This window comes from Bacillus sp. N6 (genome assembly GCF_052805735.1).
The window spans coordinates 3,611,549-3,634,924 of record NZ_CM127843.1 but is presented as its reverse complement, the minus strand read 5'-3'; the positions used below and the strand labels follow the sequence as shown (position 1 = coordinate 3,634,924).

Annotated in this window: 26 protein-coding genes; 21 read left to right on the top strand and 5 right to left on the bottom strand. The window is 34.9% G+C overall.

What is annotated here, in order from left to right; all coding sequences use genetic code 11:
* The first annotated feature begins 271 nt into the window (after positions 1 to 271).
* The 3 genes from ACUXVC_RS18635 to ACUXVC_RS18625 are packed head-to-tail and all read left to right on the top strand — an operon-like array spanning position 272 to position 1,934.
* Positions 272 to 595 carry a PadR family transcriptional regulator gene (locus tag ACUXVC_RS18635; RefSeq protein ID WP_001102628.1) on the top strand — a complete coding sequence of 108 codons (324 nt, stop codon included), beginning with the start codon at positions 272 to 274 and terminating at the stop codon, positions 593 to 595.
* Positions 588 to 1,130 (top strand): DUF1700 domain-containing protein, encoded by a 543-nt coding sequence (locus ACUXVC_RS18630; RefSeq protein WP_000031383.1) that lies wholly within the window; start codon positions 588 to 590, stop codon positions 1,128 to 1,130. The genes ACUXVC_RS18635 and ACUXVC_RS18630 overlap by 8 nt, the downstream gene beginning before the upstream one ends.
* Positions 1,131 to 1,934 carry a DUF4097 family beta strand repeat-containing protein gene (locus ACUXVC_RS18625; RefSeq protein ID WP_001986547.1) on the top strand — a complete coding sequence of 268 codons (804 nt, stop codon included), beginning with the start codon at positions 1,131 to 1,133 and terminating at the stop codon, positions 1,932 to 1,934. It begins immediately after the preceding gene.
* Between the two features lie 93 nt (positions 1,935 to 2,027).
* Here ACUXVC_RS18625 and lexA read toward each other — a convergent pair whose 3' ends face one another.
* Entirely contained in the window at positions 2,028 to 2,648 is a 621-nt protein-coding gene (gene lexA / locus ACUXVC_RS18620; protein ID WP_000413738.1) for a transcriptional repressor LexA, read from the bottom strand.
* A 141-nt stretch (positions 2,649 to 2,789) separates the two neighbouring features.
* On the opposite strand from lexA, the gene ACUXVC_RS18615 reads away from it, so the two are divergent.
* Together ACUXVC_RS18615 and ACUXVC_RS18610 are read left to right on the top strand one after the other, a co-directional pair.
* Positions 2,790 to 3,446 (top strand): YneB family resolvase-like protein, encoded by a 657-nt coding sequence (locus tag ACUXVC_RS18615; protein WP_095690358.1) that lies wholly within the window; start codon positions 2,790 to 2,792, stop codon positions 3,444 to 3,446.
* Positions 3,447 to 3,491: 45 nt separating this feature from the next.
* A complete protein-coding gene (locus ACUXVC_RS18610; RefSeq protein ID WP_000607015.1) occupies positions 3,492 to 3,731 on the top strand; it encodes a DUF896 domain-containing protein in 240 nt (79 codons plus the stop codon).
* A gap of 41 nt (positions 3,732 to 3,772) precedes the next feature.
* Here ACUXVC_RS18610 and ACUXVC_RS18605 read toward each other — a convergent pair whose 3' ends face one another.
* On the bottom strand, positions 3,773 to 5,356 hold the full coding sequence (locus ACUXVC_RS18605) for a bifunctional metallophosphatase/5'-nucleotidase (RefSeq protein ID WP_095690359.1): 1,584 nt from the start codon (positions 5,354 to 5,356) through the stop codon (positions 3,773 to 3,775).
* A 184-nt stretch (positions 5,357 to 5,540) separates the two neighbouring features.
* Here ACUXVC_RS18605 and ACUXVC_RS18600 point away from each other — a divergent pair, with 184 nt between their 5' ends.
* The 14 genes from ACUXVC_RS18600 to ACUXVC_RS18535 all read left to right on the top strand — a co-directional run bounded on the left by ACUXVC_RS18600 (position 5,541) and on the right by ACUXVC_RS18535 (position 20,074).
* Complete coding sequence (locus ACUXVC_RS18600) at positions 5,541 to 6,479, top strand: phosphate/phosphite/phosphonate ABC transporter substrate-binding protein (RefSeq protein ID WP_000915063.1); 939 nt, start codon at positions 5,541 to 5,543, stop codon at positions 6,477 to 6,479.
* Positions 6,480 to 6,574: 95 nt separating this feature from the next.
* On the top strand, positions 6,575 to 7,348 hold the full coding sequence (gene phnC / locus ACUXVC_RS18595; RefSeq protein ID WP_053563801.1) for a phosphonate ABC transporter ATP-binding protein: 774 nt from the start codon (positions 6,575 to 6,577) through the stop codon (positions 7,346 to 7,348).
* Positions 7,345 to 8,139: a phosphonate ABC transporter, permease protein PhnE gene (phnE, locus tag ACUXVC_RS18590; RefSeq protein WP_144465637.1), complete on the top strand. Its 795-nt coding sequence runs from the start codon at positions 7,345 to 7,347 to the stop codon at positions 8,137 to 8,139. Before phnC ends, phnE (ACUXVC_RS18590) begins: the two co-directional genes overlap by 4 nt.
* Positions 8,139 to 8,942, top strand: coding sequence for a phosphonate ABC transporter, permease protein PhnE (gene phnE, locus ACUXVC_RS18585; RefSeq protein WP_001082388.1), 804 nt, complete (start codon positions 8,139 to 8,141; stop codon positions 8,940 to 8,942). The genes phnE (ACUXVC_RS18590) and phnE (ACUXVC_RS18585) overlap by 1 nt, the downstream gene beginning before the upstream one ends.
* A gap of 296 nt (positions 8,943 to 9,238) precedes the next feature.
* A complete protein-coding gene (gene tkt / locus ACUXVC_RS18580) occupies positions 9,239 to 11,239 on the top strand; it encodes a transketolase (RefSeq protein ID WP_095690360.1) in 2,001 nt (666 codons plus the stop codon).
* Positions 11,240 to 11,395: 156 nt separating this feature from the next.
* Positions 11,396 to 11,836, top strand: coding sequence for a sporulation inhibitor of replication protein SirA (sirA, locus tag ACUXVC_RS18575; protein ID WP_095690361.1), 441 nt, complete (start codon positions 11,396 to 11,398; stop codon positions 11,834 to 11,836).
* Positions 11,837 to 11,914: 78 nt separating this feature from the next.
* The gene (locus ACUXVC_RS18570) at positions 11,915 to 12,136 is read left to right on the top strand and encodes a YneF family protein (RefSeq protein ID WP_001123317.1); all 222 of its coding nucleotides are present in this window, start codon (positions 11,915 to 11,917) and stop codon (positions 12,134 to 12,136) included.
* A 122-nt stretch (positions 12,137 to 12,258) separates the two neighbouring features.
* Positions 12,259 to 14,010, top strand: a complete 1,752-nt coding sequence (locus ACUXVC_RS18565; protein ID WP_023522787.1) for an ABC transporter ATP-binding protein — start codon at positions 12,259 to 12,261, stop codon at positions 14,008 to 14,010.
* Entirely contained in the window at positions 14,010 to 15,773 is a 1,764-nt protein-coding gene (locus tag ACUXVC_RS18560) for an ABC transporter ATP-binding protein (RefSeq protein ID WP_000229518.1), read from the top strand. The genes ACUXVC_RS18565 and ACUXVC_RS18560 overlap by 1 nt, the downstream gene beginning before the upstream one ends.
* A 132-nt stretch (positions 15,774 to 15,905) precedes the next feature.
* The gene (locus ACUXVC_RS18555; RefSeq protein ID WP_095690363.1) at positions 15,906 to 16,952 is read left to right on the top strand and encodes a GH25 family lysozyme; all 1,047 of its coding nucleotides are present in this window, start codon (positions 15,906 to 15,908) and stop codon (positions 16,950 to 16,952) included.
* A 290-nt stretch (positions 16,953 to 17,242) separates the two neighbouring features.
* A complete protein-coding gene (locus tag ACUXVC_RS18550; protein ID WP_053563805.1) occupies positions 17,243 to 18,262 on the top strand; it encodes an NERD domain-containing protein in 1,020 nt (339 codons plus the stop codon).
* Positions 18,263 to 18,285: 23 nt separating this feature from the next.
* Positions 18,286 to 18,834, top strand: coding sequence for a hypothetical protein (locus tag ACUXVC_RS18545; RefSeq protein WP_065484986.1), 549 nt, complete (start codon positions 18,286 to 18,288; stop codon positions 18,832 to 18,834).
* Positions 18,835 to 19,073: 239 nt separating this feature from the next.
* Positions 19,074 to 19,220 (top strand): BC1881 family protein, encoded by a 147-nt coding sequence (locus ACUXVC_RS18540; RefSeq protein WP_000644411.1) that lies wholly within the window; start codon positions 19,074 to 19,076, stop codon positions 19,218 to 19,220.
* Positions 19,221 to 19,318: 98 nt separating this feature from the next.
* Positions 19,319 to 20,074, top strand: coding sequence for a sulfite exporter TauE/SafE family protein (locus ACUXVC_RS18535; protein WP_000974667.1), 756 nt, complete (start codon positions 19,319 to 19,321; stop codon positions 20,072 to 20,074).
* A gap of 367 nt (positions 20,075 to 20,441) precedes the next feature.
* Here ACUXVC_RS18535 and ACUXVC_RS18530 read toward each other — a convergent pair whose 3' ends face one another.
* The gene (locus ACUXVC_RS18530) at positions 20,442 to 20,642 is read right to left on the bottom strand and encodes a DUF3903 domain-containing protein (RefSeq protein WP_000625226.1); all 201 of its coding nucleotides are present in this window, start codon (positions 20,640 to 20,642) and stop codon (positions 20,442 to 20,444) included.
* Positions 20,643 to 20,784: 142 nt separating this feature from the next.
* Here ACUXVC_RS18530 and ACUXVC_RS18525 point away from each other — a divergent pair, with 142 nt between their 5' ends.
* Positions 20,785 to 21,198, top strand: coding sequence for an NUDIX hydrolase (locus ACUXVC_RS18525; RefSeq protein WP_053563807.1), 414 nt, complete (start codon positions 20,785 to 20,787; stop codon positions 21,196 to 21,198).
* A 12-nt stretch (positions 21,199 to 21,210) separates the two neighbouring features.
* Here the strand turns inward: ACUXVC_RS18525 and ACUXVC_RS18520 are convergent, their stop codons facing one another.
* Together ACUXVC_RS18520 and ACUXVC_RS18515 are read right to left on the bottom strand one after the other, a co-directional pair.
* Positions 21,211 to 21,888, bottom strand: a complete 678-nt coding sequence (locus ACUXVC_RS18520; protein ID WP_000578965.1) for an LrgB family protein — start codon at positions 21,886 to 21,888, stop codon at positions 21,211 to 21,213.
* Positions 21,885 to 22,250 (bottom strand): CidA/LrgA family holin-like protein, encoded by a 366-nt coding sequence (locus tag ACUXVC_RS18515; RefSeq protein ID WP_000872365.1) that lies wholly within the window; start codon positions 22,248 to 22,250, stop codon positions 21,885 to 21,887. The genes ACUXVC_RS18520 and ACUXVC_RS18515 overlap by 4 nt, the downstream gene beginning before the upstream one ends.
* A 153-nt stretch (positions 22,251 to 22,403) precedes the next feature.
* On the opposite strand from ACUXVC_RS18515, the gene alsR reads away from it, so the two are divergent.
* On the top strand, positions 22,404 to 23,306 hold the full coding sequence (gene alsR / locus ACUXVC_RS18510; RefSeq protein WP_000423235.1) for an acetoin biosynthesis transcriptional regulator AlsR: 903 nt from the start codon (positions 22,404 to 22,406) through the stop codon (positions 23,304 to 23,306).
* Positions 23,307 to 23,376 lie beyond the last annotated feature (70 nt).

Sequence of the window (23,376 nt, the reverse complement as noted above, 5' to 3'; positions counted from 1 at the left end):
TACTGCCTTGTACAACGCGAGCAATGATTTTTATGTCCTCATCTGCAAGGCTATAAGTTTGTGGCTTGTGAATCAGATTATTACTCAATGATATTAACGTAATGATGCTCAGTTATAACACAGTCTTATTCAGAATTTCGTTAGTTCATTTTCTAAATTTAGGGAATAAATATAGCTTAGTACCTTGCAATAAATAATACTAAGTGGTATATTATGGATAAAACAGGTACCGTGTATTGAACAGTACTAAGATAGGAAAGGAGGATAACACTTGAACGTTCAGTTTAAAAAAGGTGTGCTTGAACTTTGTGTATTAGCACTTGTAAAACGTAAAGATAGTTACGGTTATGAACTTGTTCAGCAAATTTCTAATAAATTTTTAATATCGGAAGGGTCAGTATATCCTTTGTTACGTCGTTTGACGAAAGAAGGGTATTTTCAAACGTATTTAAAGGAATCTACAGAAGGGCCACCTCGTAAATATTATCAATTAACAGAGCAAGGGGAGACGCAATTTCATTTGTTAGTAACAGAATGGCGTGATTTTGCGAAAGGGGTACAAGAAATTATTGAAGGGGTGGAATGGGATGAGTAAAGAAGGGTTTCTTAAAGAATTATCAAGTTATCTTAGAAAGTTACCAGAGGAAGAGAGGCAAGATATTTTATTGGATTATGAAGAGCACTTTCAGTTTGGACTAGAAGAGGGGAAAACTGAATCAGAAATAATTCAGGGCCTTGGTTCTCCGAAAGTAATCGCAAAAGAGTTACTTGCGATGTATCGCTTCGATGAAATGAAAAAAAATCCATCGACTTCAAATGTGACAAGAGCTGTTATGGCAGCGATTGGACTTAGTTTGTTTAATTTTATTATTGTGTTAGGCCCGTTAGTCGCAATTATTGCTTTTATATTTTCTTTTTGGATTGGTGGTATTGCTAGTGTAGTAACACCATTTTTCGTTATTGGAAAAGTATTTATGGGTACTTTTATATGGTTGGATCTTTTCGTTAGTATAACGTTTGTTGGAGTAGGTTTATTGTTATGTATTATCGCTTTTTATAGTACAAAGTGGTTTAAGAGATTGTGTGTACGATATGTAATATGGAACTTCAAAATGATAAAAGGAGAGTAAATGATGAAAAAACTATTTTTAATCGCTATCGCTTGTATCATTATTGGAGTAATAGGAATTTCCCAAACATATGAAAAAGCAGTACAAACTGCTGAAAAAGGCGATAAAGAAGATGTAATTAAAAACGAAACATTAAAAAATATAGAAGTTAAGTTAGATGCCGGAGATATTGTTATCCAAAAATCTCCTGATTCTTCTTTTTATGTAAAGCAATCAGGAGATGTACGTAAACAAGAGATTCGTATTGCAGAAGATGGTGACACATTAAAAATTATTGGGGAAAGAGAAAAAGGTGCTTCATTTGATTTTTCTTTTTATGATTTTAGGTTTCAAACGTCTAAATTGACTCTCCTTGTGCCCGAACGCTCTTATCAAGATGTAAAAGTAAATTCATCTGCTGGACAAATCGAAATGAGTGATGTGAAAAGTGATAGCGTAAGTGTTAGAACACTTGCTGGAGAAGTAGAGTTGAAACAAGTAACGGCTAAGAATGTGGAGGGATCGACAAAAGCTGGTGAGGTGAACTTTAAGAAGGTATTAGGGAAAGTGACCGCAAAAACAACAAGTGGGGAAATAAATATTCAAGATCATGATTCCAAGTATAATCTAGAAGCAAGTTCAACTGCGGGAGATATAGATATTACTTTATCGGAAAAACCACAAGATGCGGTAATTACTGGGCAAAGTGCTGCCGGAGATGTAACAATTTTTAATGAAGAAAATAATAACGTAACAATTGGAAATGGTAGTAAAAAGATTAGCGGTAAAACGGCTGCGGGAGATGTGACGATTGAAACTCGTTAATAAGAAATAGAATGTATGGAAATCTATCAAAATACAAAAAAAAGAAGATAATTACCGTATATTAATAAGGTAATTATCTTCTTTTTATTACTTTTAATGTAAATCACGATATACGCCAATTACTTTCCCGATAACTGACACTTGTTTTAAAATGATAGGTTCTAATGAAGAGTTTTCTGGTTGTAGACGGAAATGGTCTTTTTCTTTATAGAAACGTTTAACAGTTGCTTCGTTATCTTCTGTTAAAGCGACTACAATTTCACCATTATATGCAGACTGTTGTTGGCGAACAACAACTAAATCTCCATCGAAAATACCAGCTTCAATCATACTATCTCCAGAAATACGTAACATGAACACTTGGTCTGCTCCAGCAACAATACTAGCTGGAAGTGGGAAATGTTCCTCTACGCTTTCAACCGCTGTAATTGGTAAACCGGCAGTAACTTTTCCGACAATTGGAACTTGAATAACAGATTGTGTTTCCGTATCCATTCGGTCTTCACCTAAAATTTCAATGGCACGTGGTTTTGTTGGATCGCGTCGAATGTATCCTTTTTCTTCTAATCGTGATAAATGTCCGTGCACTGTAGAACTAGAAGCGAGGCCGACTGCTTGACCAATTTCACGTACGGAAGGTGGATATCCTTTTTCTTGTACTTTTAGCTTAATAAAGTCGAGAATGTCTTGCTGGCGTTTCGTTAACTTTTCCATGTTTTCTAACACCTCGTTTTCTTTCATTTTTCTTATTAATAAGTATAACATGTGAAAAAACATTCTACAAACATAAGTTCGAACAAATGGCGGATTTATGTTACACTATAGGGAAATAATAGTGAGAAAGAGGGGTTCAAAATGAATGCAATTATTTATGCACGTGTGAGTACAACGAAAGAAGCGCAAGAAACATCATTATTACGTCAAAAAGATGAATTATTGCATTTAGCTGAGCGCTATCAAATGAATGTTACTAAGGTGATTGAAGAGCAGGCTAGTGGATATACAATTGAACGTGACGGTATATTAGAGGTGTTGGATGCAATTCGAGACGAACAAATTGATGTGTTACTTATACAAGATGAAACGCGCCTTGGTAGAGGAAATGCGAAGATCGCATTAATGCATTGTTTACATAAAGAAGGTATAAAAGTATATACGCATACACATAATGGTAAATTACAATTGTCGGATTCTGATTCGATGGTATTAGATATTATTGGTATTGTTGAAGAATATCAAAGAAAGATTCATAATTTGAAAATTAAACGAGGTATGCAACGTGCAGTAGAAAAAGGTTATCGTCCAGAAAATAATTTGAAAAATCGTCATTTAAGTGTAGGAAGAGAGAAAAAAGAAGTGCCAATTGAGGAAATTGTACGTTTGCGAAAAAGTGAACTCACGTTTGAAGAAATTGCAGCAACATTACGTGGATTTGGTCATAATGTTTCAAAGGCGACTGTACATCGTAGATATGTAGAGTATACGAAGCAATTGCTTGATAAAGAAGAGTAACTATTGTATGATAATAATCAGTTTTGATTAGAAGGGGGATTCGAGATGATTAATCACGAACTCGTTGAACGCATTAACTTCTTAGCGAAAAAAGCAAAAGCTGAAGGTTTAACTGAAGAAGAGCAACGTGAGCGTCAATCGCTACGTGAACAATATTTAAAAGGATTTCGTCAAAATATGTTAAACGAACTTAAAGGAATTAAAGTTGTTAATGAAGAAGGTACAGATGTTACACCGACGAAATTAAAAGCTTTAAAAAAGCAAGATAATGCAAAATTAAATTAAAAGATGGGCGAAGCCCATCTTTTTTTATTTGTAAAAAATCGTTATTTAATAACTTTCCAGTTGTTATTAACTGTTGCTTCTATCGTTTTATGTTCCAATATATAATTAGCGATAAGTTCAGACATATCTGTGGGTATATCTTTTACTACCGGTTTGTTTTGAAACATAAAGAAATTTCCCCCGCCACTTGCACGATAATTATTCATTACAACTTCATATTCTTCATTCATATTAAGAGGAGCACTGTTATGCTGTAAAGATTCTACTCTTTCACCAATTGGTTTTGAAATGTTTAATACATATGAAATCCCTTCCCACATATCATAATTATAATGTTGTGGTTTTGGTTCTATGTAGGTAGGACTTACGATGATGGATCCATCTGTTTTTAATGTGAAATAAGAAGCAGAGAGTTCAAGAGCGGCTTTTATATCAGCTCCAGTTATTCTAATTACTTTTAATGTGTTTGGATAAATATAATTAGAAACGATGTCACGCATTGTTACATGTTCCGGGAAACCTGGAGATGTATTATGGAACAAACTTGTACAAGAAATTGATACCTTAGCTATATCCATCTGTATTTTATTTATGAATTCGATAAAAGGATGATCGTGCAAACGAGTTTGCATAGCATCTGAAATTTGCATGTCCCCCTGAATGATTCCAATAGGTTGATCAAGCCACTTTTGTGTTTTCTCTTCGTAATCGGCTACCAATGAAAGTACATCTTGGTCCGCTTCAATTCCTTGTACAGATAATAATTCAGAAGAGCTCTCTTTTTTCACCCATTTATGTTTCGTTTTTTCGAATGTTACTTTTACTTTTCCGACTGAGTGTCCATTGCATCCGGGCTGTAAAATTGTTACACCGTTAGCTATTGTGTGAGAAATTTCTCTGTGTTGATGACCTGTTAGTAAAAGATCTATGCCTTCAATTTCATGGCACATTGCATATCCTTGGTTTTCACCTGTTAACACTTCAGTCGGTTCCCCAGTTTGTAAATCTCTTTCGAATCCACCGTGATAGGCTACGACTAATAAATCTGGTTTCTCATGTTCGTGAATATAAGAAACCCATTTTTTTGTAGTCTTTAATGCATCTTCAAATAGTAAATCTTTAATGTGATGGGCCTGTTCCCAATTTGGGATGTAATGTGTTGTTACCCCTAAAATAGCAATTTTTATATTGGATTCAATCTGTTTGATTATATAAGGTTTTCCGAAATAGGGTTTTTTTATGTTTTTATCTAAAATATTTGCTGATAGGTACGGGAAGTTCGCAGTAGTCACAGCATTATTTAATATATTCATCCCGTAATTAAATTCATGATTGCCGATAATTGCAGCGTCATACTGTAAGTAATTCGCTAATAAGGACATTGGATTTTTTTTGTTTTTTTCGTATGTAACGTAATGATAAGTAAATGGCGTTCCTTGAATAAAGTCGCCATTATCAATTAAAAGAACGTTTGTATTTTGGGAACGTTCTTTTTTTATAAGAGTAGAAATTTTAGCTAAACCAAGTTCTGCTGGGGAGTTATCTTGGTAGTGAATAGGATAAACAGTGCCATGTATATCGCTTGTTAATAAGATGTTTAAAGTTACAGTTTGATTTTGTTCCAATATGACTCACCTTTTCTATTGTTATCTTCCAATTAATCATATCAAATATGTGAAGTGAATTTTGATGTGAATGTATAGAATGTGTAAAGATTCTGTAAATAACCAATTGTGTATCAAAATATGTGATATATTTCTTCATGTTTACGGAAGGTTATTTTATAACAAGAAAAATGGAGGCATTAATATGTTGAAAAAAGTTTTTGCAATGAGCACAACAGTTGTACTAGCGGCCGGATTATTAAGTGGCTGCGGGACGAAAGAGTCCAGTGCAAGTAAAAATGAAGATACGAAAAAAGGTTATGTACCAAAGACCTTAAATGTTCAATTTGTTCCTTCTCAAAATGCGGATACGTTAGAGGCAAAGGCAAAACCATTGGAAAAGCTATTAAGCGATAAATTAAATATTCCGGTAAAAGTTAGTATTTCAACTAACTACAATACAATTGTAGAAGCGATGGCATCTAAACAAGTAGATGTAGGATTTTTACCGCCAACAGCGTACGTATTAGCACATGAAAAGAAGGCTGCAAATGTAATTTTGCAAGCACAACGTTTTGGAGTAGAGGATGAAACAGGAGCTCCTACAAAAGATTTAGTAGATTATTATAAATCTGAGTTTGTTGTTAAAAAAGACTCTAATATAAATAGTGTAAAAGATTTAAAAGGTAAAAAAATTGGTTATCAAGATGTAACATCATCAGCAGGATATGTATGGCCTGCAGCTGTTCTATTAAAAGAGGGAATTGATCCGCTAAAGGATGTGAAACCTGTTACATTAAAAGGGCATGATCAGTCACTTATTGCTCTTTTAAATGGTGATGTAGATGCAGCTGTTGTATTCCAAGATGCTCGTAATATTGTAAAAAAGGATTATCCGAATATATTTGATCAAACGAAAATAGTGAAATTTACTGAGAAAATTCCGAACGATACAATTTCTGTACGCTCGGATTTAGATGCAGAGTGGAGCAAGAAATTACAAGATGCTTTCATTGAAATTGGAAAAAATGAGGAAGGCCGTAAAATCATTAAAGAAGTATATTCTCATGAAGGATATATTAAATCTGATGATAGTAAATTTGATATTGTTCGTGAATATGGAAAGACAGTGAAGACGCAATAATACATAGTGAAATGGCGGCTAGCTGGAAGGTGTGAGATTTCAGTTAGTTTGCCGTTTTTTAGTTATTGATAATACATTGAAAGTAGGTAAGATGTGTGATAGAGTTTCGAAATGTTTCCAAAATGTATCCGAATGGCACAAAGGGATTGAATAATATAAATTTAAAGATTCAAAAAGGTGAGTTTATTGTAATGGTCGGATTATCCGGAGCTGGAAAATCTACACTTCTCAGATCCGTAAATCGTCTTCATGAGATTACCGAAGGAGAAATCTTTATTGAAGGTGAGTCTATTACTTCTGCGAAAGGAAAAGGATTAAGGCGTATGCGCCGGGATATCGGTATGATCTTCCAAAGTTTTAACCTTGTAAAGCGATCAACAGTATTGAAAAATGTATTAGCTGGTCGTGTTGGATATCATTCCACATTACGTACAACGTTAGGTTTGTTTCCGAAAGAAGATGTGGAGCTCGCATTTCAAGCATTAAAAAGAGTGAATATTTTAGAAAAAGCATATGCACGTGCTGATGAATTATCAGGAGGACAACAGCAACGTGTATCGATAGCTAGAGCATTGGCACAAGAAGCAAAAATCATATTGGCAGATGAGCCTGTTGCATCGTTAGATCCACTTACGACAAAGCAAGTGCTAGATGATTTGAAAAAAATTAATGAAGATTTTGGAATCACGACAATTGTAAATTTACATTCTATTGATTTGGCTAGACAATATGCGACACGCATTATCGGATTACATGCAGGAGAAATTGTTTTTGACGGTTTAGTAGAAGAAGCGACGGATGAAAAATTTGCTGAAATTTATGGGGACGTTGCTCAGAAAAGCGAATTATTAGAGGTGGCAGTAAAATGAAAGACGTGACGATATATTCAAATGAAATACCGAAGCCACCGAGTAATTTGAAACATATGTTAACGTTTATTTTAGTTATTTTAATGCTGTGGAGTAGTAGTGTACAAGTAGATGCATCATTTTCAAAACTGGTAGACGGTTTTCCAAATATGGTAGATCTATTGAAAGAAATGGTGCCACCTGATTGGAGTTATTTTCAAGTTATTACAACAGCGATGTTAGATACAATACGTATGGCGATTATCGGGACGACCTTAGGAGCGATTTTAGCTATTCCACTTGCATTGTTTGCAGCAAGTAATGTGTTTACTAACACATTTTTATACAGTCTAGCTCGAATGATTTTAAATTTTATACGAACAATACCAGATTTATTATTGGCGGCTATTTTCGTAGCGATTTTTGGAATTGGGCCACTTCCAGGTATTTTGGCTCTTACTTTTTTTTCAATTGGACTTGTAGCGAAATTGTTGTATGAATCAATTGAATCAATTGACCCTGGCCCACTAGAAGCGATGACAGCTGTAGGGGCTACTAAGGTACAATGGATTGTTTATGGAGTCATTCCACAAGTAAAAACACACTTTGTTTCCTATGTACTATATACATTTGAGGTGAATGTACGTGCAGCGGCTGTCCTAGGTTTAGTAGGAGCAGGTGGTATTGGACTATATTATGATCGTACACTTGGATTTTTACAATATCAACAAACTGCTTCTATAATTATCTATACCCTTATTGTTGTTTTGTTAATTGACTACATTAGTACATTGTTGCGGGAGAAACTATAATGAATAGAACGACGATGATTGTGCCAAAACCGAAGAAACCGAGTATATATCGCTGGATTATTTTAATAGCACTTACAGTTGTATATGTATGGGCCTTTTCAGGAGTACCATTAGAAGGGATAAAGGACACAGCAGGTGAAATCACGAAAGCAATTATGACAGGGATATTAAATCCAGACTGGTCGTATGTATCTTTGCCAGATGGTGAAGATTTATTGCATGGATTAATTGATACGTTGGCAATTGCGATATTAGGTACATTTATTTCTGCATTTTTATCTGTTCCGTTTGCCTTTTGGGCGGCAACGAATATGAGTAGTGGAAAATTAACTTCAGGATCTGGGAAATTTGTACTTAGTTTTGTTCGTACGTTTCCTGAATTAGTTATGGCTCTTTTATTTATAAAAGCTGTTGGTCCAGGCTCTTTTGCAGGAGTATTAGCTTTAGGATTACATTCTATTGGAATGTTAGGGAAACTATATTCAGAAGGAATTGAAAACATAGATAAAGGACCGACGGAAGCGTTGCTAGCAACAGGAGCAAACCGTTTTCAAATACTTTGGTATGCAGTGTTACCACAAGTGTTACCAGATTTTCTATCGTATACGTTATACAGATTTGAAATTAATGTACGATCCGCTGCGATTTTAGGGGTTATTGGAGCGGGAGGGATTGGTACACCTTTAATTTTTGCGCTGAGTTCACGGAATTGGTCTCGTGTTGGGATTATTTTATTAGGTATTATTTTAATGGTAATTATAATTGATTTGATTTCAAGTTCGATTCGGAAACGGATTGTTTAACTTATTTGAAAAGCATCGAAGTTAGATGCTTTTTTATGTTTTTAAAAACGTATTTAAAAAAGTAAGAATAGAAGAAAATCGTATAAATATACAGATAATTCTCTTTCTTTCTAAAATAAAAATAATGAAAAAGTATGTCATATTGAATGCCTATACATTCCCGGAAACATTGATTTTTTTATAAAAAATCAAAAAAATATCAACATATTTGTCGATACATGTTGTATAATCTTGCGTGGGAAGCTATCATATAAATGTATAAAACGTTTACTAATATAAGCGAAGGGAAGAATAGCATGTCACATTCAATCGAACAACTTTCTATCAACACGATTCGCACATTATCCATCGATGCGATTGAAAAAGCAAACTCTGGTCACCCAGGAATGCCAATGGGTGCAGCACCAATGGCTTATACATTATGGACTCAATTTATGAAACACAATCCAAATAACCCAACGTGGTTTAACCGTGATCGTTTCGTATTATCTGCAGGTCATGGTTCAATGTTATTATACAGCCTACTTCACTTATCTGGTTATGATGTAACAATGGATGACTTAAAGAACTTCCGTCAATGGGGAAGCAAAACTCCAGGACATCCTGAGTACGGTCATACAGCTGGTGTAGATGCAACGACTGGTCCACTTGGACAAGGTATTGCAACTGCTGTAGGTATGGCAATGGCTGAAAGACATTTAGCTGCTAAATATAACCGTGATGCGTATAATGTAGTAGATCATTATACATACGCTATTTGTGGTGATGGAGATTTAATGGAAGGCGTTTCTGCTGAAGCATCTTCATTAGCTGCTCATTTACAATTAGGTCGCCTTGTTGTGCTTTATGATTCAAACGATATTTCATTAGATGGCGATTTAAATCGTTCATTCTCTGAAAGTGTAGAAGATCGTTACAAAGCATACGGATGGCAAGTAATCCGTGTTGAGGATGGAAACGATATTGAAGCAATCGCGAAAGCAATTGAAGAAGCGAAAGCTGACGAAAAACGCCCAACGCTAATTGAAGTAAGAACGACAATTGGTTTCGGTTCTCCAAACAAATCAGGAAAATCAGCTTCACATGGTTCTCCACTTGGTGTAGAAGAAACAAAATTAACGAAAGAAGCATATGCTTGGACTGCTGAGCAAGATTTCCACGTAGCAGAAGAGGTATACGACAACTTCCGTAAAACAGTACAAGATGTTGGTGAAACTACGCAAGCTGAGTGGAACACTATGCTAGGTGAATATGCACAAGCATACCCAGAATTAGCAAACGAATTCCAAGCAGCAATGAACGGTCAACTTCCAGAAGGTTGGGAGCGAAACTTACCAACTTATGAATTAGGATCAAAAGCAGCAACTCGTAATTCTTCTGGTGCTGTAATTAATGCAATTGCAGAGTCTGTACCATCATTCTTCGGTGGATCTGCTGACCTTGCTGGTTCTAACAAAACATACATGAATAACGAAAAAGACTTTACAAGAGATGATTACAGCGGTAAAAACATTTGGTACGGTGTACGTGAGTTCGCAATGGGTGCAGCAATGAACGGTATTGCATTACATGGCGGTTTAAAAACTTACGGTGGTACGTTCTTCGTATTCTCTGATTACTTACGTCCAGCAATTCGCCTTGCAGCATTAATGCAATTGCCAGTAACGTATGTATTCACACATGACAGTATCGCTGTTGGTGAAGATGGTCCAACACATGAACCAGTCGAGCAATTAGCAGCGCTTCGTGCAATGCCGAACGTTTCTGTTATCCGTCCAGCTGATGGTAACGAATCTGTTGCAGCTTGGAGACTGGCTTTAGAATCTACAAACAAACCAACTGCTTTAGTATTAACTCGTCAAGACCTTCCAACATTAGAAGGTGCAAAAGATGATACGTATGAAAAAGTAGCAAAAGGTGCATATGTAGTTTCTGCAAGCAAGAAAGAAACGGCTGATGTTATCTTACTTGCAACTGGATCTGAAGTAAGCCTAGCTGTTGAAGCTCAAAAAGCATTAGCAGCAGACGGTGTTGACGCAGCTGTTGTCAGCATGCCATCTATGGATCGTTTTGAAGCTCAAACTGCAGAGTACAAAGAATCTGTATTACCAAAAGCAGTAACAAAACGTTTCGCAATCGAAATGGGTGCTACATTCGGATGGCACCGTTACGTAGGTCTTGAAGGAGATGTGTTAGGTATCGATACATTCGGTGCTTCTGCTCCTGGTGAGAAGATTATGGAAGAGTATGGATTTACTGTAGAGAACGTTGTTCGTAAAGTAAAAGAAATGCTTTAATGATTTCAGAAAAATCTCTCCGGCATGGAGAGATTTTTCTATGTAAATGAGTTTTTTCGACAGAAAAAGTTTTTTATCTCTCCGCAGTCAGACAATCATTGCAAATTTTCTTATATATAATGAAGAGAAAAGGTTGTCCAGATTGGGAGGGGAAAAATGAAAACGTATGAATTGTATTTAATTCAAGAGGATATTGCGAAATCTTATTTTGGTCGTGAATATTTGTTTTTTGATTTATTTGCTCGATTTTCAGAATCTGGGTCCCTTTCGGAGAAAAAAGTGTTATATAAACAAATGATGTATATAACAAAACCATTGCAAGTAATGAAAATTCATCATAAATTAGAACAAGCTTTGCGCGTTCTTGGTAAATATGATAGAACACATCATACACATACACTTTATACGGGAGTGGAGTACGGTGAAATAATGGTGAAACCGCACTATATTCGTATGAATACCTCTGGAAATGTCTCTATGGAAACGACTTTCTTTGAGGTGTTAAGAAAGTGTGAATTAACATTTTTAGCTATGGATTATGAAAATACAAAGTACGGATGGCTGAATCCTCTAAAACAAGTACGAACATATGTGTAAAAAATGTCGAATTGTATCTTGTCTTATTGAAAAGGTTTTAGTACACTGTAAGGTAGACAACATGAAGGAGGAAAATATATGCCAATTTGGTTAGGTATTCTAGTGGGCGTAGTAGCACTAGTAGCAGGCGTGGCGTTAGGATTTTTCATTGCCCGCAAATACATGATGAATTACTTACAAAAAAATCCACCAATTAACGAACAAATGTTAAAAATGATGATGATGCAAATGGGACAAAAACCTTCCCAAAAGAAAATCAATCAAATGATGAGCGCAATGAACAAGCAACAAATGAAATAAGCGCTAAAAGACACTCGCTAAGAGTGTCTTTCTTTTTGTTAGTTACAGTTTTTAAAACTTTTAAAAATTCTGTATTTTTGATAAACTGAAAACATCGCTCATTTTAAGGGAGGAGGAAAAAAATGAAAGTGTTTATGAATTTAGCGTGGTTTTTTAAACAAGAAAAACGAGCATACATAACCGGAATTATTTTATTATTTGGCGTTGCACTTTTAGAACTTGTAGCACCAAAAGTAATTGGAATCGTTGTAGATGAAATTAATGATGGAACATTGACGACCAATAAGTTACTAAATTGGGTTGTACTATTAGTAATTGTAGGTATTACGATGTACATATTACGTTACATATGGCGTATTATGATTTTCGGGTCTTCGTTAAAATTAGCTCGCCAATTACGAAAAAATTTATATGAACATTTTACAAAGATGAGTCCATCTTTCTATCAGTCAAATCGAACAGGTGATTTAATGGCACATGCGACCAATGATATTCAAGCAATCCAGCAAACTGCTGGAGCGGGTGTTTTAACGCTTGTTGATTCATTAGCTGTTGGGGGATGTGTACTCGTAGCGATGGGTTTTACAATTAGTTGGAAGTTAACATTGTTAAGTTTAATTCCGATGCCGATTGTAGCCATTTCGACAAATTATTATGGAACGTTATTACATAAAAGGTTTCATAAAGCACAGCAATCGTTTTCGGAAATTAATGATAAAGTGCAAGAGAGTATGAGTGGAATGAAAGTGATTCGATCGCTTGGACAAGAGAAAGAAGATTTGCAGGCGTTTCGAAAAAAATCAGAAGATGTTGTGCATAAAAATGTGTTAGTTGCACGTATTGATTCGTTATTTGATCCGACAATCGCTCTTATCGTTGGATTTTCTTTTTTAATTGCAGTATGTTACGGATCGGTATTAGTTGTAAGAGGTGAATTAACAGTAGGTGATCTCGTTACATTTACGACATATTTAGGTACCCTCGTTTGGCCAATGTTAGCGTTTGGATGGTTGTTCAATATTATGGAGCGTGGGCGTGCTTCATATGACCGTGTAGAAAAAATTCTTTCACAAAAATCAGATGTAGTAAATAGAGAAAATGCTGTACATACGATAGCGAGCGGTAATGTTTCGTTTGCCGTTGATTCATTTTCGTATAAGAAAAATGAACTGTTACATTTAAACGATATTCACTTTGATTTGAAGAAGGGCGAAACGCTAGGAGTTGTAGGACGTACAGGTGCAGGGAAAACGACTTTATTAAAATGTTTAATCCGTGAGTATGATCATTTTAATGGTGAATTAAAAGTTGGGGAGCGAGATATTCGAGATTTAACACTTCATGGTGTCCGTTCTGCTATTTCATATGTGCCACAAGATCATTTTTTATTTTCAGCAAGTATTGGTGAGAATATCGCCTTTGGAAAGGCGGATGCTACATATAATGAAATTACCCAAGCTGCAGATATTGCTTGTATTCATAATGATATCCTCCAATTTTCAGAAGGATATGAAACAGTAGTAGGGGAAAGAGGCGTTTCGTTATCTGGTGGTCAAAAACAGCGAATCTCTATTGCTCGTGCTTTATTAACAAATGCTGAAATTTTAATTTTGGATGATTGTTTATCAGCGGTAGATGCAAAAACAGAAGAGACAATTTTAAGTGCCTTAAAGAGGGAAAGAGCAGGGAAAACGACGATTATTACTGCACACCGATTAAGTGCAATTCAGCATGCCAATCTTATTCTTGTTGTTGATGAAGGTAGAATTGTACAAAGAGGTACACATGAGGAATTAATGAAGGAAAACGGCTGGTATAAAGAAATGTATGAAAGTCAGCAATTAGAAGCTTTAGTTGAGAAAGGAGGCGTATGATGGTAGAGAAGAAGCGAAGTGATTTAAGTAGATTGCTTTCTTATATGAAGCCATATAAAGGGTTGCTATCTTTAGCATTTATCTTTTTAGTTGGTGCGACAGTAACGGAAATGATGGGGCCTTTTTTAATTAAACAATTCCTCGATGAACACCTAGTACCGCGGGATTTTGAACGATCAGCACTCGTTACTTTATTTGTAATTTACATAGTTGCTCATTTATTAAAAGTATTATTTACGTATTTAAATCTATTGTACTTTCAGAACATTGCTTTTAAGATTGTTCAAGATATGCGAGTTGAAGTATATGAACATGTTCAAAAGCTATCATTAAGTTTCTTTGATCGTACGCCAATTGGTACGCTCGTATCTCGTATAACGAATGATACGGAAGCGATTAAAGATTTTTATGTCAGTGTATTATCAACATTTGTGAAAAATGTAGTCTTTTTAGTAGGTATTTTAATAGCGATGTTTTTATTAGATGTAAAATTAGCGTTATTTTCTCTCGTATTAATTCCGATAATGTTCGCGATTATGGTATTATATCGCCGGAAAAGTGCAGCTTTTTATTTAGAAGTACGTAATCAACTAAGCGTGTTAAATGCAAAATTGAACGAGTCCATACAAGGAATGAATATTGTTCAAGTGTTCAGACAAGAAAAACGTATGAGAAAAGAGTTTGAAGAAGTGAATAATAAACATTATAGTGCAGGGCGACGTACATTGAAGTTAGACGCATTACTTTTACGACCAGCTACGGATTTAGTACATATTGTAGCTATTGCTTTAGTACTAGGTTTATTTGGGATTGATGCTTTAAAGAGCCCTGTTGAAGTAGGAGTTTTATATGCTTTTGTTAACTATATACATCGTTTCTTCCAACCTGTAAATGAGATGATGATGAAATTGTCCTTTTTCCAACAGGCACTTGTTTCGTCATCACGTGTATTTCATTTAATGGACGAGAAAGATTTAGCACCGGTTCAAAAAGGCAATGAGAATCCTCAAGTTGTGGATGGAGATATTGAATTTAAAAATGTTACTTTTTCGTATGATGGAAAGCGTGACGTTTTAAAAAATGTATCATTTCACGTGAAACAAGGGCAAACGGTTGCTTTTGTTGGGCATACTGGTAGCGGAAAAAGTACGATTATGAATTTGTTAATGCGATTTTATAATCTTAAGTCAGGAAATATTGTAATAGACGGTGTAGATTTAGAAAAATTTGAAGAACGAGAAATTAGAAAGAAAATAGGACTCGTATTGCAAGATGCATTTTTATTTGCTGGAAATGTAAAGCAAAATATTCGTATGTATAATGAAGAAATTACGGATGAAGAAGTAAAAGAAGCTGCTCGATTTGTGCAAGCGAATACGTTTATTGAAAAGTTACCAGAGCAGTATGAAACAGAAGTAGTAGAAAGAGGTGCAGCATTTTCAAGCGGTCAACGACAATTAATTGCTTTTGCTAGAACGATAGCAACGAATCCGAAAGTATTAGTATTAGATGAAGCAACAGCTAATATCGATACAGAAACAGAAGAGGCTATTCAAACAGCGTTGCAACAAATGCGAAAAGGTAGAACGACGATAGCCATTGCGCATAGGTTATCTACAATTCAAGATGCAGATCAAATTTTTGTGATGCATGATGGAGAGATAGTAGAAAGAGGAACACATCAAGAATTACTAAGTGAGCAAGGTTTGTATTATAATATGTACTTGTTACAAAATAAAGGGAGTTTGCAAAAGGCCTTGTAAATACAAGGTCTTTTTTATTTTGTATACAAAATATATTTACTCTTTGTTTCTATAGCATAAATGTCGTGTCCTCTTATGAAACTTGTACATATTGTATGTATACGAAGTAAAAAAATTGATAGGAGATTTTATATGCAAAACAGATCGAGTTCAAATGTTACGTTTATTGATGTGTCTCATTGGGAAGGGAATATTGATTGGAATGCAGTGAAGGCATCTGGAATTCCAGCAGCGTATGCAAAAGCGACAGAAGGTGTAAATTACATTGATCCTACTTTTACTAAAAATGTACAAGCAGCCCGAAGTGCGAATGTATTAATTGGTGCATACCATTTTGCACGTCCAGAACAAAATGATGCAATTTCAGAGGCGAAATATTTTGTGAGTATATTACAAAGTAACCAGACAGACTTAATGCCAGTTCTGGATTTAGAATCACCAAAAGATCCGAGTAATAGTAATTTAACTGGTAGCGCTATATCGAATTGGGCAAGAAGCTTCATAAATTATGTGAAACAGGCTACTGGAAAAGATGTAATGTTATATACAGGAGTTTGGTATATTAATGAGTTCGGAATTAGCGGATTAAGTGATATTCCACTTTGGATTGCTAAATACTCGAGTACACCGCCTGCTGATGCTGGTGGATGGACAGCGTGGACAGCATGGCAGTACACAGATTCTGGACAAATTTCAGGTGTAGGAAATTGTGATGTATCAGCTGCAGTTTCACTAGAAGCTTTACAAGGGAATGGAGCAAGTGGTGGAGGGAATGTTTCTCCGCCTAATAATGCAACTCCAGTGTACGGGGTTGCTATAATTAATGGAGATAATGTGAATTTGAGAAGTGGACCATCTTTGCAGTCTAGTGTAATTCGCCAATTGAATCGTGGCGAAACATATGAAGTTTGGGGAGAACAAGATGGATGGCTTTGTTTAGGGACAAATCAGTGGGTATATAATGATCCGAGTTATATTCAGTATAAACATTATGTGACGACTATTACTGGTGATAATGTAAATTTACGTGACGCTCCATCATTAAAAGGAAATGTTATAAGACAGTTACATCATGGTGAATCGTATCGAGTATGGAGTAAGCAAGATGGATGGCTTTGCTTAGGGACAAATCAATGGATATACTACGATCCAAGTTATATTCAGTATGGTGTACAATAGAGTGAAAATAAAAGGTGCCCCGTCAGAGGTGCCTTTTATCCCGCATTAACTGGCGGTAAGACTCCCACCTCAAAATTCAGCGGAAGCAAAGAAGTTAGGGGGGATCAATTGCCAGTAAACGCCCGATTGGTTCAACTAATAATCAGTGGGGAAGGAACAAAACCCCCACTGATTAAAGTTTCACTTTATTAAAAATATACAACTTTTACAAAGTCTATATCGAAACCATAGTATACTATAGTAGATATATTTTAAAAAAATAATAGAAAATGAAATAAAGGGGTAAAAATATGAATTATGTGCTAATAGGTGCGGTTTTAATATTATTAGCTGTAGTATTTGTGCTGTTTTATAAAAATAAACAGTTAGAATCAGAGAGTCAGCAAGTAGAATTTGAAAAGAAACAAGCAATTGAAACGTATGAAAACGAAATTGCAGCTACGGTGATAGAGCATAAAGAACAACAAAATAATTTAAAAAATATGGAACAGAAAAAATACAATGATTTACAAGTAAGTGCAAATAGAGAAATTGAAAATATGCGTATGATGAAAAATCAATTAGCTATGCAACATAGTAAAGAACGTAGTGAAATACAAAATAAACATAATAACGAAATACATATGTTTCAAAAATTAATTGCAAATTTACGAGAATATACTAAAAACGGCGCTGAAATGAATACGTACGAAACATTACATTATATGAAGCGAGGATTCATAGAGCAAGGCATCATATTAGATGCTGAAATTGAAATCATGCCGAATGTTTTTATTAAAAATAATAGTGAAATAAACGATAATCGAATCCATCATCTCATCTTGTGCAAAACTGGTATTTATCTACTTGAGACGAAAGAATGGGAAGAGAAATTAATTCATGGTTTAACGAAAGAAAATGCTGGTATATATTCATTTATGATTGATGAAATGGGTAAGTATCAACAAGAAGTTGAAAAAGAAGAGACATTTGAATATATAGTAGGTAAAGATTCGTCAACTATACAAGTGAAAAATGAAGGAAATCCAGTATATAAGGCGAAGAAACTATCTCAAATTTTATACAATTGTTTGAAAGAAATGCAGGCTAATAGTATAAAAGAAAAGGTAAAACCAGTTGTATATTTTTATAATGAAAATGGAAAAGAAATAATAGATCTTTCTAGTGAGGAAACACCTAGATTAAAAGATCGGGAGCAAATTGTAACGTTCTTCAGAAATGAAATCTTAGCAGGGAAAGTAGTATATACAGTGCAAGAATTAGAACAGATTCGAGAAATGATTAGCCGGATGAATTATATAGTGAGTTAAAAGGGGAGATCTTTCTGAACGCTATGCTACGTGGCATTTTGTATGTATATTTTTGTTTGTATATAGTAATGTACATTGTATTTATATTCGTCATTGATATGGTCCATATACCCTTAAGTGTAAGGAGCATTTTTGTAGTATTCATACCATTTGTTTTATTAGTCATGATTCAAAGGGCTATTTTATATGTTTCTAAAAATCGTAATGAAGAAAAGAAGCAAATGTTGGGGGTTTTAATAGTAGCACTCATACCATTAATAGTGTGCACTGTACAACTAAGTGTAAATGAATATACATCAAAGTTTAATCAAAATAGATGGTTAAATCATGCAGATAAGCGGGTACATATGGTAGATGATCTATTACAAAAATATAAATTAATAGGGAAATCAAATGAAGAAATTATCCAATTGTTAGGAGCTCCAACGGAAACGAGAAGTGGGGAAGAAGGAGTTACCACTTTGTATTATCTTGGGACTGAACGTGGCTTTATTCCAATAGATAGCGAACAGCTTGTTTTCCAATTTGATAGAGATGGAAAAGTCATGGAATATACGGTGCATAAAGATTAAAGAAACGTAGAGGGAAGCTATATGTTATAGCTTCTTTTTTATTTTTCAATATGTCACGGAAGGGGGAGAAGGTTTTTGAGTGGAATAAGGAATGAAAGCGGAGGTGATGCATATATATAGATGCATTGGGTGATTATTAGTCCGATTGGTGAGGGGTAATAATTAATAAGTACGGACAAAAACCCCACTCATTAAAGTTTCACTTTATCGTATTGTATAAATGAAAAGGAGGTAAGACGGTGAAAGCAATCCCGACTGATGTCCTGAGTAAAGAATTGATGGAAAGAGAAGGAGTTATCTCTATTACAGTAAAGGAATTTGAAAAGATAGAAGTAGCTGGAGTGGTGGTCGCTGGTCCAGCAGTTATTTTGATTAATCAAGATTAAGTACATATCATTGAAATAAAAAGCATCCATCTAGGATGCTTTTTATTTGTATGTAAGCATAAATATGATGGATAATTGTGTTACTGGAGGGAAAGTCTGTGGCAATAATTATAACAATGTTAGTAATGGGTATTTTATTAGGATTTGTTGGAGCGGGAGGAGCTGGGTTTATTATCGCGATACTCACTTTAGTATTCCAAATTCCTATTCATGTTGCTCTTGCAACATCTTTAACTGCAATGGCATTTACGACATTATCAGGTGTTGTAAGTCATTACCGTGAAGGCAATGTTGCACTTATTATAGGTGGGATTGTTGGGGGATTTGGCGCAATTGGCTCTTATATTGGTTCTAAATTTGGTTCACTTATACCAGCACATCTTCTTCATTGGTTTACAGCTGGGATGTTATTTTTATCGGCAATTTTTATGTTTATTAAATTAATTATGTTCCAAAACAAAGAAAAGTCGTCTTTATATAAACATAAAGAGTTTTCCGTGAACTACTTGTTGAAATGTGTATGCCTTGGATTAGTTACTGGAATGATGGCTGGTTCATTTGGGATTGGTTCTGCACCGTTTATTCAACTTGGATTAATGGTTCTATTGGGACTTACGATTCAGCAATCTGTAGGGACAACAATGCTTGTTATATTACCGATTGCAATTGGAGGCGGGATAGGATATAGTTCGGAAGGATATTTAGATTATATATTGTTATTGCAAGTATTGATTGGGACCATGTTAGGGGCATACATTGGCGCGAAGTTTACAAATTATGCACCGCGAACGCTTTTGAGGTTTTCGATGATTATGACACCGGTTTTAGCTGGGTGTATGCTATTGATGGAATAAAGTGAAATTATAATCAGTAGGGGGTTACTGCTTACAAATAGCGGGATAAAATTAATATAGCAAACTATTAATATATTTTACGAATGAATTATATAGGTAATTCATATTTCCCATATAAAAGGATTTGTTTTAATATTATGAGTGTAAAGTTCGAGTATTCGAAGTACTACTTGAATTATATCCCTATCCCTTTTCTAAAAATGCGAACAAGTTTTGCCCTATTCTATTCAATAGTTAATTGCATAGAAATATATTGTTCGATGACCATTATGGAACGTACATAATGGGAAAATCCCGATCCTTAAAGAGGATGCCCCTAATCTTCATGTGAAAATATGATCGGATATGAAAGCTGCCCAATTTATGGTCAGCTTTCTTTTTGTTCGAAAATTATTTCTTCTTTAATTTCTGTTTGCAATAATACAGTTTTTCCGAAGCGACGTTTGCATTCCGCGCGCACTTTTTCAAGGGCTAGTAGCTGAGTAGTGGCGGGAACTGTGACAATAGCTTGGCGAGGTTTTCGATTTTCTTCACAAAAGACACATTCCACAACATAATTAGAAATCATATTTTCATCCTTCCATTTTTAACTTCTAAGAAGGGATTGTCTATGAAGTTGATGTAACTTTTCGTCATTGTTTTATTATTTTCCTCTTTTTTTCAAGGGGAAAATAATAAAGAAGGCGAATTTTAGTAGGGGAGGGATGTTTATGGAGAGATGGATAGGTAGTGCAGCGGTATGTGTAAATGAAAAAAATGAAGTTTTAATGGTACTGCAGGGAAAAGAGGGAGAAGAAAAAAGGTGGTCTGTCCCAAGTGGAGGACTTGAAAAGGGAGAGACACTAGAAGAATGTTGTATCAGGGAAGTTTGGGAAGAAACAGGTTACAATGTGGAAGTTGTAAATAAAATATATGAAAAAGAGGGTATTACATACGGTGTTCCAGTGTATGTCCATTATTATTTTGTTAAACAAATAGGCGGTAATATGAAAATACAAGATCCTGATGAGTTAATACATGAAATTGCTTGGAAAGGGATACATGAAGTTGAACAATTGTGTTTAGCTTTTCCAGAGGATTATGAATTGCTGTACCAATATATAAATAAAGAAGCAAGTATGTAAATACTTGCTTCTTTAATGTATCCAAGACAAGAAAAGCGGAACGATAACTAAACTAGCGCCTGCTGTTAAAAGCATGGATAAACTTGCAATTGTTCCTTCCACAGGACCGATTTCGAATGCTTTTGATGTACCGGTTCCATTTGCGCTCGTTCCTAACATAATACCTTTTGCGATTGCTGTTTTAATACGGCAAATACGTATGAGAGAAGGACCGAGCAATGCTCCTGTTAAGGCAGTTAAAACGACAAATACAGCAGTTAATTGTGACATACCACCAATCATTTCTGAAATAGCCATTGCGATTGGTGTTGTTACGATATGTGGCGCTAAACTATGTTCTAGTGATGAATCAATTTGAAAATAATTTGCTAGTAGTGCTGAAGTAATGACTGATAAAAACGAACCGACAATGACATTAAGTAAGATAGCCATTCCATGTTTCTTTAATAAATCAAAGTATTTATAGATTGGCCATGCAAAAGCAACTGTTGCGGGTTTTAATAATTCAGTTAACCAGTGACCACCAGATTCATATGTTTCATAAGGTGTATCTAATCCGAGCAATAAAGCAATTAAAATAATGGGACAGACGAGAAGAGGAGAAAGTAGACTCCAATTCCATCGTTGATACATTTTTTTTGATAGCCAATATGTGAATAGTGTTAATAGTAAACAAAGAAATCCGATCATTGCGTTGATCCTTTCCGCTTTAGTAGCAATTCTGTTAAAAGTCCTGTAACTAAGGTAACGCAAAGAGTGCTAATCATAATAATTAAAATGAGATCGATTCCATATTGTGTTAGTGTATCTCTGTAACGTATGACAGCGACTGCAGAAGGGATGAAAAATAAAATAAGTTCTTTTAATAAAAAATCTGCTCCGTCCTGTATCCATTCTTTTTTAACTAGGTTAAATTTTAATGAAATTAATAATAAAAAAATACCGATTATACTTCCTGGAACTGGGAGGTGTGCCTGTTTTGCAATCCATTCACCTGTCCAAGCGAAACAAAATAGTAATAAAATTTGTCCGCTTAACTTCCACCATTTCATACAGTAACCACCTCTTTCTTTTTTTACATAAAAATTGTAAAAAAGAATTAACAATTTCTACTATACGTTCATTCAAAATATTTGTCTAATATATAAATTATATGTTATTAATATATTAGACATATTAATCGAAAGTGAAAAGGGTGTCCAAAAATGGAATTACGGCATTTGCAATATTTTGTTGTTGTGGCAGAAGAGTTACACTTTGGACGGGCGGCTGCTCGTTTACAAATGACACAACCACCACTTAGTCAACAAATACAGCAATTAGAAAAAGAAATGGGAGTTACATTATTTTCAAGAACGAAAAGAAAGGTTGAACTAACAGAAGCAGGAGAAATGTTTTTAAAAGAAGTAAAAAAGGCGTTTGAACAAATTGAAAAAGCAGTAGAAGTTGCACAAAGTGCGCAAAGGGGAGAAGTAGGATCACTTTCAATTGGTTTTGTAGGTGCGGCGATATATGATATTTTACCATCAATTGTTAGGGAATATAGAAAAAAATTTCCGAGAGTGTCTGTTGCATTACATGAATTGTCAACACCAGATCAAGTTCATGCACTTCATGATAACCGTATCGATATTGGCTTTTTACGTCCACCAATTCCAACACAATTATTAGAATTAGAGCCAATTCAAAGGTTATCTTGCACCTTATGTTTACCAAAGGCACATCCACTTGCAGAGAAAGATGAAATACATATAGAAGATTTACGAGATGAGCCGTTTGTATTTATTACGAGACCAGTATGGCCAGCTTTGTATGATACAATTTTATCTCTTTGCAGAGAAGTTGGATTTAGTCCGCGTATTGTACAAGAAGCAACAGAGTATCAAACAGTTATGGGGCTTGTAGCAGCAGGGATTGGAATTACAGTAATACCCGTGTCGGCAAATAAGTTATATAAAACAGAAGTTGTATATAAAGAGTTATATGATTCTAATTTTGTTGCAGAAATGTCAGTGGCTTACAAAAAAATGAATAGTAATCCAGAGCTGCTAGAGTTTTTAAAAATTGCAAGAGAGAAGAAAAGAATAGAAGTAGAAGATGAGCAATAGTAGTAACAGAATATGGATTTAATTCAAATCCATAAAAGTACACCTTATTAAACAATAAAGCGGAAATGCA